The organism is Roseivivax sp., assembly GCF_054552075.1.
Genome location: NZ_JBTOLZ010000016.1, coordinates 12,155 through 28,270, shown reverse-complemented (window position 1 = coordinate 28,270; position 16,116 = coordinate 12,155). Strand labels below are relative to the sequence as shown.

15 protein-coding genes are annotated in these 16,116 nt (G+C 68.7%); 9 read left to right on the top strand and 6 right to left on the bottom strand.

Annotated features, from left to right (window positions below):
• Positions 1 to 30: 30 nt before the first annotated feature.
• On the bottom strand, positions 31 to 1,848 hold the full coding sequence (locus ACX938_RS12815; RefSeq protein ID WP_459431346.1) for a cation:proton antiporter: 1,818 nt from the start codon (positions 1,846 to 1,848) through the stop codon (positions 31 to 33).
• Positions 1,849 to 2,035: 187 nt separating this feature from the next.
• Positions 2,036 to 3,196, bottom strand: coding sequence for a deoxyguanosinetriphosphate triphosphohydrolase (locus ACX938_RS12810; RefSeq protein ID WP_459431345.1), 1,161 nt, complete (start codon positions 3,194 to 3,196; stop codon positions 2,036 to 2,038).
• 106 nt (positions 3,197 to 3,302) lie between these two features.
• On the opposite strand from ACX938_RS12810, the gene ACX938_RS12805 reads away from it, so the two are divergent.
• From ACX938_RS12805 to grxD, 4 genes are all read left to right on the top strand, one after another.
• Positions 3,303 to 3,626, top strand: a complete 324-nt coding sequence (locus ACX938_RS12805; protein ID WP_232752997.1) for a HesB/IscA family protein — start codon at positions 3,303 to 3,305, stop codon at positions 3,624 to 3,626.
• 597 nt (positions 3,627 to 4,223) lie between these two features.
• The gene (xth, locus tag ACX938_RS12800; protein WP_459431344.1) at positions 4,224 to 5,006 is read left to right on the top strand and encodes an exodeoxyribonuclease III; all 783 of its coding nucleotides are present in this window, start codon (positions 4,224 to 4,226) and stop codon (positions 5,004 to 5,006) included.
• Between the two features lie 67 nt (positions 5,007 to 5,073).
• The gene (locus ACX938_RS12795; protein ID WP_459431343.1) at positions 5,074 to 5,316 is read left to right on the top strand and encodes a BolA/IbaG family iron-sulfur metabolism protein; all 243 of its coding nucleotides are present in this window, start codon (positions 5,074 to 5,076) and stop codon (positions 5,314 to 5,316) included.
• Between the two features lie 53 nt (positions 5,317 to 5,369).
• A complete protein-coding gene (grxD, locus tag ACX938_RS12790) occupies positions 5,370 to 5,738 on the top strand; it encodes a Grx4 family monothiol glutaredoxin (protein ID WP_459431342.1) in 369 nt (122 codons plus the stop codon).
• Between the two features lie 213 nt (positions 5,739 to 5,951).
• On the opposite strand, the gene ACX938_RS12785 is transcribed toward grxD, so the two are convergent.
• Together ACX938_RS12785 and ACX938_RS12780 are read right to left on the bottom strand one after the other, a co-directional pair.
• Complete coding sequence (locus tag ACX938_RS12785) at positions 5,952 to 6,347, bottom strand: cell division protein ZapA (protein ID WP_232753001.1); 396 nt, start codon at positions 6,345 to 6,347, stop codon at positions 5,952 to 5,954.
• On the bottom strand, positions 6,347 to 6,874 hold the full coding sequence (locus ACX938_RS12780) for a hypothetical protein (RefSeq protein ID WP_459431341.1): 528 nt from the start codon (positions 6,872 to 6,874) through the stop codon (positions 6,347 to 6,349). Before ACX938_RS12780 ends, ACX938_RS12785 begins: the two co-directional genes overlap by 1 nt.
• Positions 6,875 to 7,075: 201 nt before the next feature.
• Between ACX938_RS12780 and tkt the strand changes: the two genes are divergently transcribed.
• The gene (gene tkt / locus ACX938_RS12775; RefSeq protein WP_459431340.1) at positions 7,076 to 9,091 is read left to right on the top strand and encodes a transketolase; all 2,016 of its coding nucleotides are present in this window, start codon (positions 7,076 to 7,078) and stop codon (positions 9,089 to 9,091) included.
• Positions 9,092 to 9,960: 869 nt separating this feature from the next.
• Positions 9,961 to 11,169, top strand: coding sequence for a PQQ-dependent sugar dehydrogenase (locus ACX938_RS12770; protein ID WP_459431339.1), 1,209 nt, complete (start codon positions 9,961 to 9,963; stop codon positions 11,167 to 11,169).
• A 52-nt stretch (positions 11,170 to 11,221) separates the two neighbouring features.
• On the opposite strand, the gene ACX938_RS12765 is transcribed toward ACX938_RS12770, so the two are convergent.
• Positions 11,222 to 12,199, bottom strand: coding sequence for a DUF808 domain-containing protein (locus ACX938_RS12765; RefSeq protein WP_459431338.1), 978 nt, complete (start codon positions 12,197 to 12,199; stop codon positions 11,222 to 11,224).
• Between the two features lie 46 nt (positions 12,200 to 12,245).
• Complete coding sequence (locus tag ACX938_RS12760; RefSeq protein WP_459431337.1) at positions 12,246 to 12,620, bottom strand: DoxX family protein; 375 nt, start codon at positions 12,618 to 12,620, stop codon at positions 12,246 to 12,248.
• A 174-nt stretch (positions 12,621 to 12,794) separates the two neighbouring features.
• Between ACX938_RS12760 and gap (ACX938_RS12755) the strand changes: the two genes are divergently transcribed.
• The 3 genes from gap (ACX938_RS12755) to gap (ACX938_RS12745) all read left to right on the top strand — a co-directional run bounded on the left by gap (ACX938_RS12755) (position 12,795) and on the right by gap (ACX938_RS12745) (position 15,393).
• Positions 12,795 to 13,799: a type I glyceraldehyde-3-phosphate dehydrogenase gene (gene gap, locus ACX938_RS12755; protein WP_459431336.1), complete on the top strand. Its 1,005-nt coding sequence runs from the start codon at positions 12,795 to 12,797 to the stop codon at positions 13,797 to 13,799.
• A gap of 323 nt (positions 13,800 to 14,122) precedes the next feature.
• On the top strand, positions 14,123 to 14,266 hold the full coding sequence (locus ACX938_RS12750) for a hypothetical protein (protein WP_232753008.1): 144 nt from the start codon (positions 14,123 to 14,125) through the stop codon (positions 14,264 to 14,266).
• A gap of 122 nt (positions 14,267 to 14,388) precedes the next feature.
• Positions 14,389 to 15,393, top strand: a complete 1,005-nt coding sequence (gene gap, locus ACX938_RS12745) for a type I glyceraldehyde-3-phosphate dehydrogenase (protein ID WP_232753009.1) — start codon at positions 14,389 to 14,391, stop codon at positions 15,391 to 15,393.
• The last annotated feature ends 723 nt before the right edge of the window (positions 15,394 to 16,116 follow it).

Sequence of the window (16,116 nt, the reverse complement as noted above, 5' to 3'; positions counted from 1 at the left end):
GGGCCGCCTTACGCTTGGCCCTCCTTGCGCTCAGGCCTCCTTGCGCTCGGGCCGCTTCGGCGCCAGCACCAGGATGCGGGTGCCGGGCTGCTCGCGCGGGCTCTCCTCGGGACCGAGGAAGCGCAGCGTGCCCGCCGCGTCGAGATCGGCCACCAGCACCGCCTCGGGGTTGCGGCTGCGCCAATCCTCGAGGTCGAACTCGTCGGTCAGGCGCGTGGTGCGGAACTCCCAGCCCTCGGAGATGCGGCGGTTGGCCTCGAGGTAGGTCTCGTTCGGGGCCACGGGCCGCCCGCCCAGCGTCGCGGGCAGCGTGTGCCGCGCCGAGGTCTCGCGCGAGCGTTTGAGCTGGAAGACCTTCTCGCGGCCGAACTCCGGCCCGAGGTCGGTGGTCACAAGCGTGTTGTAGGCGTCGTTGTCGGTGGCCGCGATGACATGCTCATAGCGCACCAGGTCGAGCCGGTGCTCGGCGTCCTCGGACAGAAGATCACCGAAATAGGTCTCGATCTCGGCCTCGCGCGCGCCACGCAGCCGCATGTAGTTCGGATCGACCACGATGACCGGCAGATCGAGCCCCTTGAGCGCGCGCGCCAGTGCCACCGACCAGGGCGAGCCGCCGACGATCATCACGCCCGGCCGGTCCGCCGCGGTCAGCCCCAGGAGACGCGCCAGCGGCGAGAGGGTGAAGCCGTGCAGCACCACCGTCGCGGCCACCAGCGCGAAGGCCAGGGGCGCGATCTGCGCGCCGTCCTCGATGCCGATGCCCGCGAGCCGTTCGCCGAAAAGCCCCGCGACCGCGACCAGCACCACCCCGCGCGGGCCGGTCAGCGCGATCAGGAGCCGCTCGGCCCAGGGCACATCCGAGAAGGCCAGCGACAGAAGCACCGCCGCGGGGCGCGCCAGCAGGATCACCGCCAGCACGAAAAGCAGCGCCCGGATGTCGAGCGCCGCCAGCGTCGCGCGGTCCATGTTGGCGGCCAGCAGGATGAAGACGCCGGAAACCAGCATGACGGTCGCCTGCTCCTTGAAACGCCGCAGCTCGGTGTAGGAGGGCAGTTCGACATTGGCGATCACCAGCCCCATGAGCGTCACCGCCAGGAGCCCCGCCTCGTGCAGCACCCAGTCCGAGACGCCGAAGACGCCGAGGACCAGCACGAAGAGCACCGGCACCTTCATGTATTCCGGCACCATGCCGCGGGCGAAGGCGCGGGCCATGCCCCAGCCCGCGGCAAGGCCCAGGAAGGCCGCCAGCGCGATGCCGCTCGCCACGTCGAGCGCCGCGTGCCCCGCACTGCCCGCGCTTTGGGTGACGACCACCACTTCGAAGGCGAGGACCGCCGCCAGCGCCCCCACGGGGTCGTTGACGATGGCCTCCCATTGCAGAAGCGCCGCGGGCCGCCGCCGGAGCCGCGCCTGCCGCAGGAGCGGCGCAATCACCGTCGGGCCGGTGACGATCATGATGCCGCCGAAGACCGCCGAGGTCGCCCAACTCAGCCCCGCCACGTAATGCAGCGCCGCCGCCGAGGCGATCCATCCCAGCGGCGCGCCCAGCACCACCAGCCGCTTCACCCCGGTCGCCGCGTCGCGCAGGCCGCCGAGGTTCAGCGTCAGCCCGCCCTCGAAGAGGATGATCGCCACGGCGATGGCCACCATGGGCTGGAGGAGCGCGCCGAAATCGCGCCCGGGATCAAGAATGCCCAGCCCCGGCCCCACGGCGAGGCCCGCGACCAGCATCAGCACGATGGCCGGCATCCTCAGCCGCCAGGCGATCCATTGCGAGCCCACGCCAAGCGCGCCCACCAGCGCGAAGGCCATGACCGGGGCAAGCCCCGCGGTCTCTGCTGTCGCCATGCTGCCCTCTCTGCCCGTGACCCGCCCGAGTGTAGCGGGGTCACGCGGGGTTTCGAGGGAAATTCGTGCTGTCTGCGCAGAGGCTTGCGGCACCGATGCGCGGGGGCCGCTGGGGCTGCCTCGAAACCGGGCAAACGGCGCGCCGCGCCACGGTCAGCCCGGCGCGGTCAAAGCCCCCCTGCCACGCTCAGGTCTGGTCGGCCAGCACGTGTTCGCCGGTCAGCCGCGCGTGTTCCTGCAGCGCGAAACGGTCGGTCATGCCCGCGATGTAATCGGCCACCAGCCGCGCCAGCGCGGCCTCGTCGGCGGCGCTCTCGATGTCGCCCTGCCAGCGGCGCGGCAGCAGCGCCGGATCGCCAAGGTAGATCGGGAACAGCTCGTGCACCGCACGGGTGACCTTGGCGCGCTGCGCCATGACCGAGGGGGCGCGATACATCCGCGTGAAGAGGAAGGCCCGGATCTCCTTCAGGTCGGCCCAGAGCCCGTTGGAGAAGGAGATGACCGGCCGGCCGAGCTCGCGGATCTCCTGCGGGTGGTTTGCCCCCGAGGCCAGCAGCGCCGCCCGCGAGGTGTCGATCAGGTCGCCCACCATGTAGCCGAAGACCCGCCGCAGCGCCTCGTGCCGCCGCCGGGTGGCATCGGTCGCGGGATAGGCGCGGTCGACCTCGGCATAGGCCTCGCGCACCAGCGGCAGCTCGGCGATGTCCGCCTCGGTGAAAAGCCCCGCCCGGAGCCCGTCGTGCAGGTCGTGGTTGTTGTAGGCGATGTCGTCCGAGAGTGCCGCCACCTGCGCCTCGGCGCTGGCATGGGTGTGCAGCTCGAGGTCCTGCACCGCGTCGTATTCGGCCAGCGCATGCGGCAGCTCGCCGGTGACCGGGCCGTTGTGCTTGGCGATGCCTTCCAGCGTGTCCCAGGTCAGGTTCAGCCCGTCGAACTCGGCGTAGTGGCGTTCCAGCGTGGTCACGATGCGCAGCGTCTGGGCGTTGTGGTCGAAGCCGCCGTAGGGCTGCATCAGCGCGTCGAGCGCATCCTCGCCGGTATGGCCGAAGGGCGTGTGGCCGAGGTCATGGGCCAGCGCCACCGCCTCGGTCAGGTCGATGTCGAGCCCGATGGCGTTGGAGATGGTCCGCGCCACCTGCGCCACCTCGATCGAATGGGTGAGCCTGGTGCGGTAGAAATCGCCCTCGTGTTCCACGAAGACCTGGGTCTTGTGCTTCAGGCGGCGAAAGGCCGAGGCATGGATGATGCGGTCCCGGTCCCGCTGGAAGCAGGAGCGGAAGGCGCTTTCCTCCTCGGGGTGGAGCCGCCCGCGCGCGAAGGCGGGCGAGCATGCATAGGCGGCAGTCATTCCGGTCCTGTCCTTGTCGGCTGTCCCGGACCTTCATATATTGGGGTCTGCGCGGGATGAAAACGCCCAGAGACAGCTCAAACCCCCTGTTTTGCGAGGATTATCGATGCAACTGCCCCCGAAAGTGACCGAGCGCGCCTTTGCCCGCCTGGCCGAGATCGGCGCGGGCGACCAGGGACAGGCCCTGCGCGTGGCCGTCGAGGGCGGCGGCTGCTCGGGGTTCCAATACGACATCAAGCTCGATGCGCCCGAGGACGAGGACCTGGTGCTCGAGGGCCAGGGCCAGAAGGTGGTGGTCGACCAGGTGTCGCTGCAGTTCCTGGAAAACGCCGTGATCGACTTCTCCGACGAGCTGATCGGCGCGCGATTCGTGATCGAGAACCCGAATGTGGCGAGCTCCTGCGGCTGCGGGACGAGTTTCGCGATGTGATTGAAGCGCGCCGGGTGGCCTGATTGGTGGGCGCCGGTTTTGTTCGGATGGAGAGCGCCCGTGTCGGATGATGCGGGCGTTTTTGGTTTTGTTGAGGGTGGATGGTTGCATGGTCGGGCCGCGCGGGTGTTTGGCTCGGCTGGGCCGCTGTTCGCATTGGCAGGCGGATCGTTTCACAAGGCTCGACGGCTAGGCGCCCCGCAAGGTCTCCGTGGATACACCGTCAGATTAAGCGCGAACCACCCGTCGGCCCTCCCGCGCATCCGCCCTCGACACCCAGCACACCCCCGGCGGGCAAAGGGCGCGCGCCGGACCGGGGGCCGGCGCTGCTGCCCTCTGAGCTGTGCACTTTATCCCAACAAGGTCGGGACGAACGACGAACTAGGCGCACCATCCCAAGAAGCGCCGGCCCAAGGGGCCGGTCCGGCGCGCGCCCTGCGCCTGCGGCGCGGTCCGGGCGCAGAAGAAGTCGCTTGACGCGCTCGGGGTGCTTCAAACCGGCGGCGAGCCAGGGAACGCGCCACCCCCACCGCTTGCAATGCGCCGCGGCCTCGCCCAGAAACGGCGCAGCTCAACGCCACCGGAGGCCCCTGCCCCATGAAGATCGCGACCTTCAACATCAACGGCATCAAGGCCCGGTTCGAGGCACTCTCGGCCTGGCTCTCCGAGGCCCAGCCCGACGTCGCGCTGCTCCAGGAGATCAAATCGGTCGACGAGAACTTCCCCCGCGAGCACTTCGAGGACATGGGCTACAACGTCGAGACCCACGGCCAGAAAAGCTTCAACGGGGTCGCGATCCTGTCCAAGCGCCCGCTCGAGGACGTGCGCCGCGGTCTGCCCGGGGACGACAGCGACGAACAGGCGCGCTGGATCGAGGCCACGGTCATGGGCGACAGCCTGCCCTTGCGGATTTGCGGGCTCTACCTGCCCAACGGCAACCCCGCGCCGGGGCCGAAATACGACTACAAGCTGGCCTGGATGGAGCGCCTCAGGACCCGCGCCGAAGAGCTCATCGCGAGCGAGGAACCGGCGCTCATGGCGGGCGATTACAACATCATCCCCCAGGCCGAGGATGCCGCCAAGCCCGAGAGCTGGCGCGAGGACGCGCTTTTCCTGCCGGAAAGCCGCGCGGCCTTCCGGCGGATCCTGAACCTGGGCTTCACCGAGGCCTTCCGCGCCCGCCACCCCGGGCCCGGGCACTACTCCTTCTGGGACTACCAGGCCGGGGCCTGGAACCGGAACAACGGCATCCGCATCGACCACCTGCTCCTGACCCCCGCCTGCGCCGACCTCCTGGTCGAGGCGGGCATCGACCGGGAGCAGCGCGGACGCGAGAAACCTTCGGACCACGTGCCGGTCTGGGCCGAGATCACGGCCTGAGCCCGCTTGCGTGGCCCGCAAGCCCCCCTTACATCTGGACCAATACGAGACATCGGAGCCCCTATTCATGGCTATGCAGGCCCACGAAATCGAAGCGCTGATCCGCGCAGAGTTTCCCGACGCCAAGATCACGATCACCGATCTGGCCGGCGACGGGAACCACTATGCCGCCGAGGTCATCGACGAGAGCTTCCGGGGCAAGAACCGCGTGCAGCAGCAACGCGCGGTCTACTCGGCGCTGAAAGGCAAGATGGACGGCAGCCAGGGCGAGCTGCACGCCCTGGCGCTGACCACCAAGGTGCCGGACTGACGGCCCCCAAGGCGGGCACCTCCGGCAAACACGAACTTCCGAAGGGAACGGACATGAGCACCACCGACGCGCAGACCCAGATCGACGAGACGGTCAAATCCCACGACGTGGTCCTGTACATGAAGGGCACCAAGTCGATGCCCCAATGCGGCTTCTCGAGCCGCGTGGCGGGCGTCCTGAACTACATGGGCGTGGAGTATACCGACGTGAACGTCCTCTCCGACGAGGCGATCCGCCAGGGCATCAAGGATTACTCCGACTGGCCGACCATCCCGCAGCTCTACGTGAAGGGCGAGTTCGTCGGCGGCTGCGACATCATCACCGAGATGACGCTCTCGGGCGAGCTGGACCAGCTCTTCTCCGACAACGGCGTGAGCTACGACAAGGACGCCGCCGAGAAGATCCGCGAAGCCAACGGCTGAGGCCGGGCGCGCCGGTGAGGAGAGCTGTGGGCGGGTCCGCGCGGCAAGTCGCTGGACCCACCACTTGAGCTGACCGCCACAGGCGTCGTTAGACTGATTGGCAGGCACACCGCGACACCAGACATTGCGCGGCCCGCATCACACAGTAAAGGCCGGTGCCCCAGACGGGCGCCGGCCTTTTTTCTCAGCACTGACTGGCGCGGCCGAACCGGCTCACCCCTCGGCCTTCTCCTCGACCTCCTCGGCCACCGCCTCGGCGCGGGCGGCCAGCTCGGCCATGCTTTCCAGCACGCCCTCGGGCAGGACCGGCACCTCGACCTTCTGCGGGCTGGGCTGGGGCCGCTGCGCCTCCTGCTTGATCCGCGTCTCGAGCTCGGCCACCCGGGCCTCGGCCACCGCCAGCTTGTCCTCGAGCCCCGCGGTCTTGTCGGCCAGCATCAGCCCGGCCATCAGCAGCATCCGCGTCTCGGGCAGCCGCCCGATCTGGCTGACCAGCGATTGCGCCTCCTGGTCGAGCATCTCGGCGGCGGTGATCAGGAACTGCTCCTCGCCGTCCTGGCAGGCGACGGCGAAGGAACGGTTGCCGATGGAAATGTCGATCTCGGGCATCAGGAGACCTCCTCTTCGCTGGCGCGCGCCTCGGCCTCGGCCAGAAGCGGGGTGAGCGCGGAGAGGACCGCGCGGCTCTCGGCGCCCTCGGCGCTGCGCGCGGCGCGCAGGGCCTCGAGCTCGGCCAGCATGGCCTGGTTGATCAGATGCGGCTCGCCGAGGTTGTCCTGCAGCGCCTCGCGCATCTCGGCATTGGTGCGGGTCAGCATGTCGTTGGCGTGGCGCAGGCGCTGCAGCTCGGCGTCGAGATCGGCCAGCGCCTGGCGCGTGCTTTCGGCCTCGCCGCGCAGGCCCGAGACCTCGCCGTCCTGCTTGTCGCGGATGGCGCGCACCCGCGCCTCGAGCTGGGCATTGGCGGTGCGCTCGTCCTCGAGCGCGGCCTCGAGCCGGGCGATCTCGGCGCGGGCCGCGCCCGCCTCGGCGTCGTCCCCGGCCGCGGGCGCGTCATGGCCCAGCCCTTCGACCCCGCGCGAGATGCGGTCCAATGCGGCGGCGATGCGCCGCTCAAGCTCCGATAGATCGCTCATTCTGTCTGCCTCTTGCCCGGTCCGCCACGGGCCGCGGGCGGCCCGAATCGTGTCTTTGGCGTCGTGTCAGATGAATTTAACAAGTCAAAGGGGAAAGCGCCCCCCGTTTGATGTCAAGGCCTTGGCGCCCGAGCTTGATCTTGCCGCAGGCGCTGATTAGACGCAGGTTGATCCCTTTTTGCTCAGACAGGACAGTGACCCGTGGACATCGACGCGCTCAAGGCGAAACACCCCGAACACTGGCAGCGGGCGGCGGCGATCCGCGCCCTGGCACTCGACGCCGTGGCGGGAGCGAACTCCGGGCATTCGGGCATGCCGATCGGCATGGCGGATGTTGCCACCGTGCTCTGGGGCCAGCACCTGAAATATGACGCCAGCGCCCCGAACTGGGCCGACCGCGACCGCTTCATCCTTTCCGCCGGTCACGGCTCGATGCTGCTTTACGCGCTGCTTTACCTTGCCGGTGACAGCGAGATCACGCTCGACCAGCTGCGCAACTTCCGCCAGCTCGGCGCCCGGACCGCGGGCCACCCCGAGAACTTCCTGGCCAGCGCCATCGAGACCACCACCGGCCCGCTCGGCCAGGGCATCGCCATGTCCGTGGGCTTCGCCATCGCCGAGGAATCGCTGCGCGCGCGCTTCGGCAAGAAGCTGATCGACCACCACACCTATGTCATCGCCGGCGACGGCTGCCTGATGGAGGGCGTCAGCCAGGAGGCCATCGCGCTCGCCGGTCGCCAGGAGCTGGGCCACCTCGTGGTCTTCTGGGACAACAACGCCATCACCATCGACGGCGCGGTCTCGATTGCCGACAAGACCGACCAGCCGCAGCGCTTCGCCGCCTCCGGCTGGCACGTCCAGGAGATCGACGGCCACGACCCCGAGGCCATCGACGCCGCGATCCGCGCCGCCAAGGCCGACAAGCGGCCCTCGATGATCGCCTGCAAGACGCATATCGCGCTGGGCCACGCCGCGCAGGACACCGCCAAGGGCCATGGCGCGCTGACCGATGCCGACCAGAACACCGCCGCCCGCGCGGCCTGGGGCTGGGAGGCCGCGCCCTTCGACATCCCTGCCGAGATCAAGAGCTGGTGGGAAGAGGCCGGCCGCCGCGGCGGTGCCGACCGCGAGGCCTGGGAGGCCCGCGCCGAGAAGCTCTCCGCCGCCAAGCGCCGCGAGTTCGACCGCACGCTCGCCGGCGAGGCCCCGAAGAAGCTTTCGGCCACGATCAAGGCGCTGAAGAAGCAGCTGGTCGAGACCCAGCCCAAGGTCGCCACGCGGAAATCCTCCGAGATGGTGCTCGAGGTGGTGAACCCGATCATGCCCGAGACGCTCGGCGGGTCGGCGGACCTGACCGGCTCGAACAACACCAAGACCGCCGATCTGGGCGTCTTCGACGTCGAGAGCCGCGAGGGCCGCTACGTCTACTACGGCATTCGCGAGCACGGCATGGCCGCAGCGATGAACGGCATGGCGCTGCACGGCGGCGTGCGGCCCTATGGCGGCACCTTCTTCTGCTTCACCGATTACGCCCGCCCCGCGATGCGGCTCGCGGCGCTGCAGAAGGTGCCGACGGTCTTCGTGATGACCCATGACAGCATCGGTCTCGGCGAGGACGGCCCGACGCACCAGCCGGTCGAGCACCTGGCGATTTGCCGGGCGACGCCCAACACCCTGACCTTCCGGCCCGCCGACACGGTGGAGACCGCCGAGGCCTGGGAACTGGCGCTGACCCAGAGCGACCGCCCCTCGGTCATGGTGCTCTCGCGCCAGGGCCTGCCGGCGGTGCGCAAGGAGGTGAAGACCAAGAACCTCGTCTCGCAGGGCGCCTATGTGCTGGCCGAGGCCGAGGGCAAGCGCCAGGCGATCCTCCTGGCGACCGGCTCCGAGGTCTCGGTGGCCATGGCCGCGCGCGAGGCGCTGCAGACCGAGGGCATCGGCACGCGGGTGGTCTCCATGCCGTCCTGGGAGCTTTTCGCCGAGCAGGACGAGAGCTACCGCAAGCGCGTGCTGCCCGCGGGCCCGGTGCGGGTCGGTATCGAGGCCGCGGTCGAGCTGGGCTGGGACCGCTGGCTGATCGGCGAGCGCGGCCGCGAGAAGAAGGCGGGCTTCGTGGGCATGTCCGGTTTCGGCGCCTCGGCGCCGGCGGGCGAGCTTTACGAGCATTTCGGCATCACCGCCGAGGCCGTGGCCGAGAAGGTGAAGTCGCTGCTGTAAGGCTTGCGGGTTTGATGTGAGAGAAGGCGTTCCGCGGGTGACGCGGGGCGCTTTTTGGGTTGGGGGGTGGTGGCGCGCCCGGACGGAGCCGGGTCCGGTTGGAGCCAAGTCTGCTTGGTACTCAGCCCGTGCAGGTGTCGTTTCTAGGGGCCTGTGCGGGTGTGGTTTTCCATGAAGAATTTTCCATGAAGGAAAGGACCGCTCCGCTCCGGTGCTCCGGTGCGCCGGGTCTCATGGAACATCTCGCCAATTCCCGGGCCGGAAGGGCCAGCCCCCCTACCCAGCCAGCACTCCACTTCCCTAATCCCCCTTTTCCACAAACGCCCGCCCCATCCATCACACGCCCCGCTTGCGCCCGAACAGCATCAAAGATGCCGGGCGCGCGCCGGACCGGCCCCTTGGGCCGGCGCTCCTTGGGGTGGCGTGCTTAGATCATCGCTAGCCCTGACCTTGTTGGGATAAAGCGCCTCGCTCAGAGCTTGGCAGCGCCGGCCCCCGGTCCGGCGCGCGCCCTCTGCCCGCTGGGGTGGGTTTGGGGTGCGATGTTGCAGGGGCCTGAGGGGGCGTGGTGCGGTTTGCTGGGCTTGGCGGGCCCGTTGGTGGCGTGGTTCGTCGAGGTTCGAACGATTTGCGCAGAGCTCCAAGCGTTCTTCGGATGTCACCAGTCCGTGCTGGAAGCCGGGCAACCCAGCCTCCCAGCGGCCCAGGTCTTTCTCAGTGAACTGCCTGTGCCTTTCTGCCTCACTCATCAGACCCAAGCACGCAGCCCCACTCACAACCCCCAACCACCTCCCCCCCACGCCCCTGTGATGCAACTTTCGCCACCCCTGCGCGTAGCATCCCGAACAACCGTCCAAAGGGAGAGCTCCATGACCCAGACCCCGCTCCGCGCGCTCGGCCTCTCGGCCCTCGCGCTGACCCTCGCCGCCCCGGCCTTCGGCCAGGGCTTCGAGCGCGGCCCGCGCAACACCGATTTCCCGCCCGCCCGAGAGGACCAGTTCCGCGCGCCGCTGGTGCAGAGCGAGGTCACGCTGGCGACCGAGACCCTCGCCGAGGGGCTCACCCATCCTTGGGGCATCGCGGTCCTGCCCGAGGGCGCGGGCTACCTGGTCACCGAACGGCCCGGGGCGCTCCGCTTCGTCGATCCCGAAGGCGGGATCTCCGAGCCCATCGGCAACGTGCCCAAGGTGCGCGCCCAGGGCCAGGGCGGGCTTCTCGACGTGGCGCTCGCGCCCGATTTCGCCGAAAGCCGGCGGGTCTACCTGACCTACGCCAAGCCCATCGGGCTGCGGAAGAACGCCACGGCGGCGGCCTATGGCAGGCTCTCCGAAGACCTCTCGCGCCTCGAGGACGTGACCGAGTTCTTCGTGCAGGAGCCCTCCTCCTTCTCGCCCGCGCATTTCGGCAGCCGGGTGGTCTTCGACGGCGCGGGGCATGTCTTCGTCACGACCGGCGAGCATTCCACCGAGGAAGAGCGCGTCTTTGCCCAGGACCTCGACAAGACCTACGGCAAGATCGTGCGCTTCACCGAGGACGGCGCCGTGCCCGAGGACAATCCCTTCGTGGATGACCCCGAGGCTGTGCCCTCGATCTGGTCCTACGGCCACCGCAACGTGCAGGGCGCGCATGTCCGCGACGGCCAGCTCTGGACCATCGAACACGGGCCCCGGGGCGGCGACGAGCTGAACCTGCCGGAGCCCGGCAAGAACTACGGCTGGCCGGTGATCTCCTACGGCGAGACCTACGGCGGCAGCCCGATCGGCTCGGGCGAAGCCCAGGCCGAGGGCATGGAGCAGCCGGTCTACTTCTGGGACCCGGTGATCGCACCGGGCGACCTGACGATCTACGAGGGCGATCTCTTCCCCGAGTGGCAGGGCGACATGTTCATCGGCTCGCTCAATCCCGGCGGCATCGTGCGGCTGGGCCTCGAGGGCGACCGGGTCGGCGAGGAAGAGCGGATGCTGATGCAGCTCGGCCGGGTGCGCGACGTGACCGTGGATGCCGACGGCAGCCTGCTGGCGATCACCGATGCGGACAACGGGCGGATCGTGCGGATCACGCCGCAGGGCTCGAGCTGAGACGCGGGGGCCTAACGCCCCCCTAACAACCCGAAACAGGCCGCCTGCCCGCTCAGGCGGCCTTTTTCTTGGCCCCGAAGGTCGCCCGCCAGAGCGGCGTGATGAAGCACTGCCCGACCGGGATCAGCGCCAGGCCAAGGGCCAGGCCCAACACGCCGTCGATGGCCGCCGTCACGATCCATTCCACCGCGCCGTGCAGCCCCTCGGGAGTCACGCCCGCCACGGCCACGGCCACCGCGTGGATCACCTCTTCCGGCCCGTGCCAGCCCATCTGGCCTAGCCCGTGCACGATGATCGACCCGCCGACCCAGAGCATCGCGCCGGTGCCGATCACCGCCAGGGCCTTCATCAGGAAAGGCATGAACTTCACGATGCCGCGCCCGAGCCCCCGGCCAAGCCCGGTCCGCGCGGTCTGGGTCATCCAGAGCCCGATGTCGTCCATCTTCACGATCAGCGCCACCGAGCCGTAGACCGCGAGGGTGATTATCACCGCCACGGTCGCCAGCGTCGCGGCCTCCATCCAGAAGGTGCTGGCCGGGATCGCCGCCAGCGCGATGGTCATGATCTCGGCGGAGAGGATGAAATCGGTCTTGATCGCGCCTTCGACCTTCTCCTCCTCGAGGTGCTGGGGGTCGTCGATGACCTTGGTGCGGCCGGCCTCTTCCTGGACGTCGTGATGCCCCAGCGCATGGGCGATCTTCTCGGCGCCCTCGAAACAGAGGTAACCCCCGCCCAGCATCAGGAGCGGCGCGATGGCCCAGGGCGCGAAGGCCGAGAGCAAAAGCCCCGCCGGCAGCAGGAACACCAGCTTGTTGAAGAGCGAGCCGCGCGCGATCTTCCAGATGATCGGCAGTTCGCGGGCGGGCTCGAAGCCCTGGACGTATTTCGGCGTCACCGCCGCGTCGTCGATCACCGCGCCTGCGGCCTTGGAGCCGGCCTTGGCCGCCTGCCCCGCGATGTCGTCGACCGAAGCCGCCGCCACCTTGGCGATGCCCGCCACGTCGTCGAGAAGCGCCAGAAGACCGCTCATGTCTCACCTCTGCCTGAACCGAGCGCCAAGGTAAGCCCGCGCGCCCTCAACGCAAGGGCGCAAGCGCGAAACGGCCGGGACCATGGGCGGAAAGCACCAGGCAGCCGCCGGCCACGGCCCAGTTCTTTACGAAGATCGACATCTGCCAGGGGTCCTCGGGCAGGAAGTGGAAATAGCTGGTGACCATGCAATAGGCGGCGAGCGCCGCCGCCACGGGCCGGGTCCAGAGCCCCAGGATCAGCGCCAGCGCCGCCGCCCCGTTGAAAAGCGTCGCGGGCCAGATCAGCAATTCGGGCCAGCCGCGATCGGTGAGAAGCGCCATGGCGGGCCCCGGATCGGCCAGTTTCTGCACGGTCCCCGCGGCGAAGAGCGCCGCGATCAGGAGCCGCCCGACAAGGGCGGCAAGATCGGAAAGGTTCATCTGGAGCCCCCGGCCCTTGGTGTTAGCGCGACCATGCCAAAAGGGTTAGCGCAACCATGGGTCCGCGACCAGATGTTAACGCCAACATATTGGAAAAACACGGTTTTCCGCATTGCGGCGCCCCCGCTCCCCTCCGTATACGAAGGTTCACAAACGCTGTGACGGAGGCATTTCATGACGGTGACGGTCGGGATCAACGGGTTCGGACGGATCGGGCGGTCGACGCTCGCCCATATCGCGGAAAGCGCACGCAACGATGTGCAGGTGGTCAAGATCAACGCCACCGGCCCGATCGAGACCTCGGCGCATCTTCTGCGTTACGACAGCGTGCATGGCCGCTTCCCCGGCGAGGTCCGGGTCTCGGGCGACACGATGGACCTGGGGCGCGGGCCGATGAAGATGTTCTCGACCTATGACCCCGAGGAGCTTGACTGGGAGGGCTGCGACGTCGTCCTGGAATGCACCGGGAAGTATAACGACGGGCTGAAGGCGCAGGTCCACAAGACGCGCGGCGCCAAGTCGGTGCTGATCTCCGCGCCCGCCAAGAACGTCGAACGCACCGTGGTCTACGGGGTGAACCACCGCGATCTCCTCGAGGGCGAGACGCTGATTTCGAATGGCTCCTGCACGACGAACTGCCTGGCCCCGCTCGCCAAGGTGCTGGACGAGGCCATCGGCATCGAGTCGGGCATCATGACCACGATCCATTCCTACACCGGCGACCAGCCGACGCTCGACCGGCGGCACGACGACCTCTACCGCGCCCGCGCCGCGGCCATGGCGATGATCCCGACCTCGACCGGCGCGGCCAAGGCCCTGGGCGAGGTGCTGCCGAACCTGCGCGGCAAGCTCGACGGCTCGGCGATCCGGGTGCCGACGCCCAATGTCTCGGCGGTGGACCTGACCTTCGTGGCGGGCCGCGACGTGACGGTCGCGGATGTGAACGAGGTGGTGGCAGAGGCCGCCGCGGGCCGCATGGGCTCGGTCCTGGCCTATGACCCCGAGCCCAAGGTCTCGGTGGATTTCAACCACACCACGCAAAGCTCGATCTTCGCGCCCGACCAGACCAAGGTGACCGGCAAGCGGCTGGTGCGGGTGCTGGCCTGGTATGACAACGAATGGGGCTTCTCGGCGCGCATGGCTGATGTGGCCGCCGCCATGGGGCGAATGCTGCACTGAGGGGTTGGCGCTGGCTGGGAGGCTGGCGGAGCGGGCTTTGCGCGCGCTGAGGCGTCCCGCAGGCAGAGATAGAAAACGCCCGGGCCAAGCGGTCCGGGCGTTTTTCTGTCTAAGCAGCGATCATTGCCAAGGCACGGCATCCGGCGGCCTTCTTGGCCCCGCGGCCCCTGCCCCCGCGCCCGCCGAGGATCGGAAAGCCACAGCCACGCCGCGCCGTCACCTCCGTGGCACGCCCCGGGCGTGATCCCCGCCCCGCGGCCTGCTAGGCTGAGCCCGCCCGATGCCGCGCGCCCGCGGCGCCCCCACCCCCAGGAGCGCACACCATGACCAACTCCGTCGCGCTGTCCCTCGGCCTCCTGATCCTGGGCGCCGTGGTCCTGGACCTCGCGCTCTTCGGCCCCGAGCACCTAGTCTTCCTCGGGCAGAAGTTCTTCGAGCTGCTGGAATGGCTGGCCTTCTGGCGCTGATCTCTCTTCGCTCTTGACCCGACCGCGGGCTCCGTCACCTTGACAGGCGCGGGCCGCTTTGCTTGTTAGCGGTAACGAATTGGATCCAGACCACTCCGCCCCAGGCGCAAAGGAGAACCTCCATGACCACCAAAGTCGCGATCAATGGCTTCGGACGGATCGGCCGCAACGTGCTGCGCGCGATCATCGAGCAGAACCGCACCGACATCGAGGTCGTCGCGATCAACGATCTCGGCCCGGTCGAGACCAACGCGCATCTTCTGCAGTACGACAGCGTGCACGGCCGCTTCCCGGTCGCGGTCACCACCGGCGACGACTGGATCGACGTGGGCCGCGGCAAGATCCGGGTGACCGCGATCCGCGACCCCAAGGAGCTGCCCTGGTCGGACGTGGACGTGGTGCTGGAATGCACCGGCATCTTCACCAGCCGCGAGAAGGCCGCGCTGCACCTCGAGAACGGCTCCAAGCGCGTGCTGGTCTCGGCGCCCTGCTCCGAGGCGCATAAGACCATCGTCTACGGCGTGAACCACGAGACGCTGACCGCCGACGACCTGGTGGTCTCCAACGCCTCCTGCACCACCAACTGCCTGTCGCCGGTGGCCAAGGTGCTGAACGACACCATGGGCATCACCCGCGGCTTCATGACCACGATCCACTCCTACACCGGCGACCAGCCGACGCTGGACACGATGCACAAGGATCTCTACCGCGCCCGCGCCGCGGCGCTGAACATGATCCCGACCTCGACCGGTGCGGCCAAGGCCGTGGGCCTGGTGCTGCCCGACCTCGCCGGCAAGCTCGACGGCGTGGCGATCCGGGTGCCGACGCCCAACGTCTCCGTGGTCGACCTGACCTTCGAGGCCGGCCGCGACACCACCGCCGAGGAGGTCAACGAGGCGATCCGCAAGGCCGCCGCCAGCGGCCCCTTGGAGGGCATCCTGGGGGTGACCGACCACAAGCTGGTGAGCCAGGACTTCAACCACGACTCGCATTCCTCGATCTTCGCGACCGACCAGACCAAGGTCATGGACGGCAACTTCGTGCGGGTGCTGAGCTGGTATGACAACGAATGGGGCTTCTCGAGCCGCATGGTCGACACCGCGGTGGAACTGGGCAAGTTCGTCTGAGGCGGTTTGATTTGGGGCGTGCCTTGAGGGGTGCGCGCCGGGACGCCGGGCCGAGGGATCGGTCCGGCGTTTTTTTGTGTGTGGGGTGGTGGTGGTGGTGTGGGTTGGGTTTGCTGGGCTTTCACAGGCTCAGGCTCAGGCTGAGGCACAGGCTTAGGAGCAGGCTTAAGCGCAGGCGCAGGCTCAGGCTCAGGCCCAAGCACAGATGTGCCGAGCGCGTGAACTGTGAAAGCCTGAGAAGGCGCTAGAGCCCTAAAACCCAGAACAGCACCAAGCACCACGCAGCTGCTCCGCCCTCGCAATACATCCAACGCCCAATGCTCCAGGCACACCCCTCACCACAGGCCCTACCGCCCCTTACAGCCTTCCCGCCAGAGGGCGCGCGCCGGACCGGGGGCCGGCGCTGCTGACAGTCGAACGGCGCACTTTATCCCTGCAAGGTCAGGGCTAGCGGCGATCTAGGCGCCCCACTCACAAGAGCGCCGGCCCAAGGGGCCGGTCCGGCGCGCGCCCGGCACCTTCGGTGCTATTCGGGCGCAGGTTGAGCGGGGTTTGAGGGGGGTGAGTTGGTGGCTGTGGGGGGCTTTGGCTGGGCGGTTCAGGCAGGGGCCAAGGCGATTCACACAAGCCCCGAAGCCGGGGGCATGGCGCGGTTCACTGTGACCCGATCCCGCCTTTCAAGGCCCCGAGCACCGCCCAAGGCCCTCCCACCTCGCCAGCCCA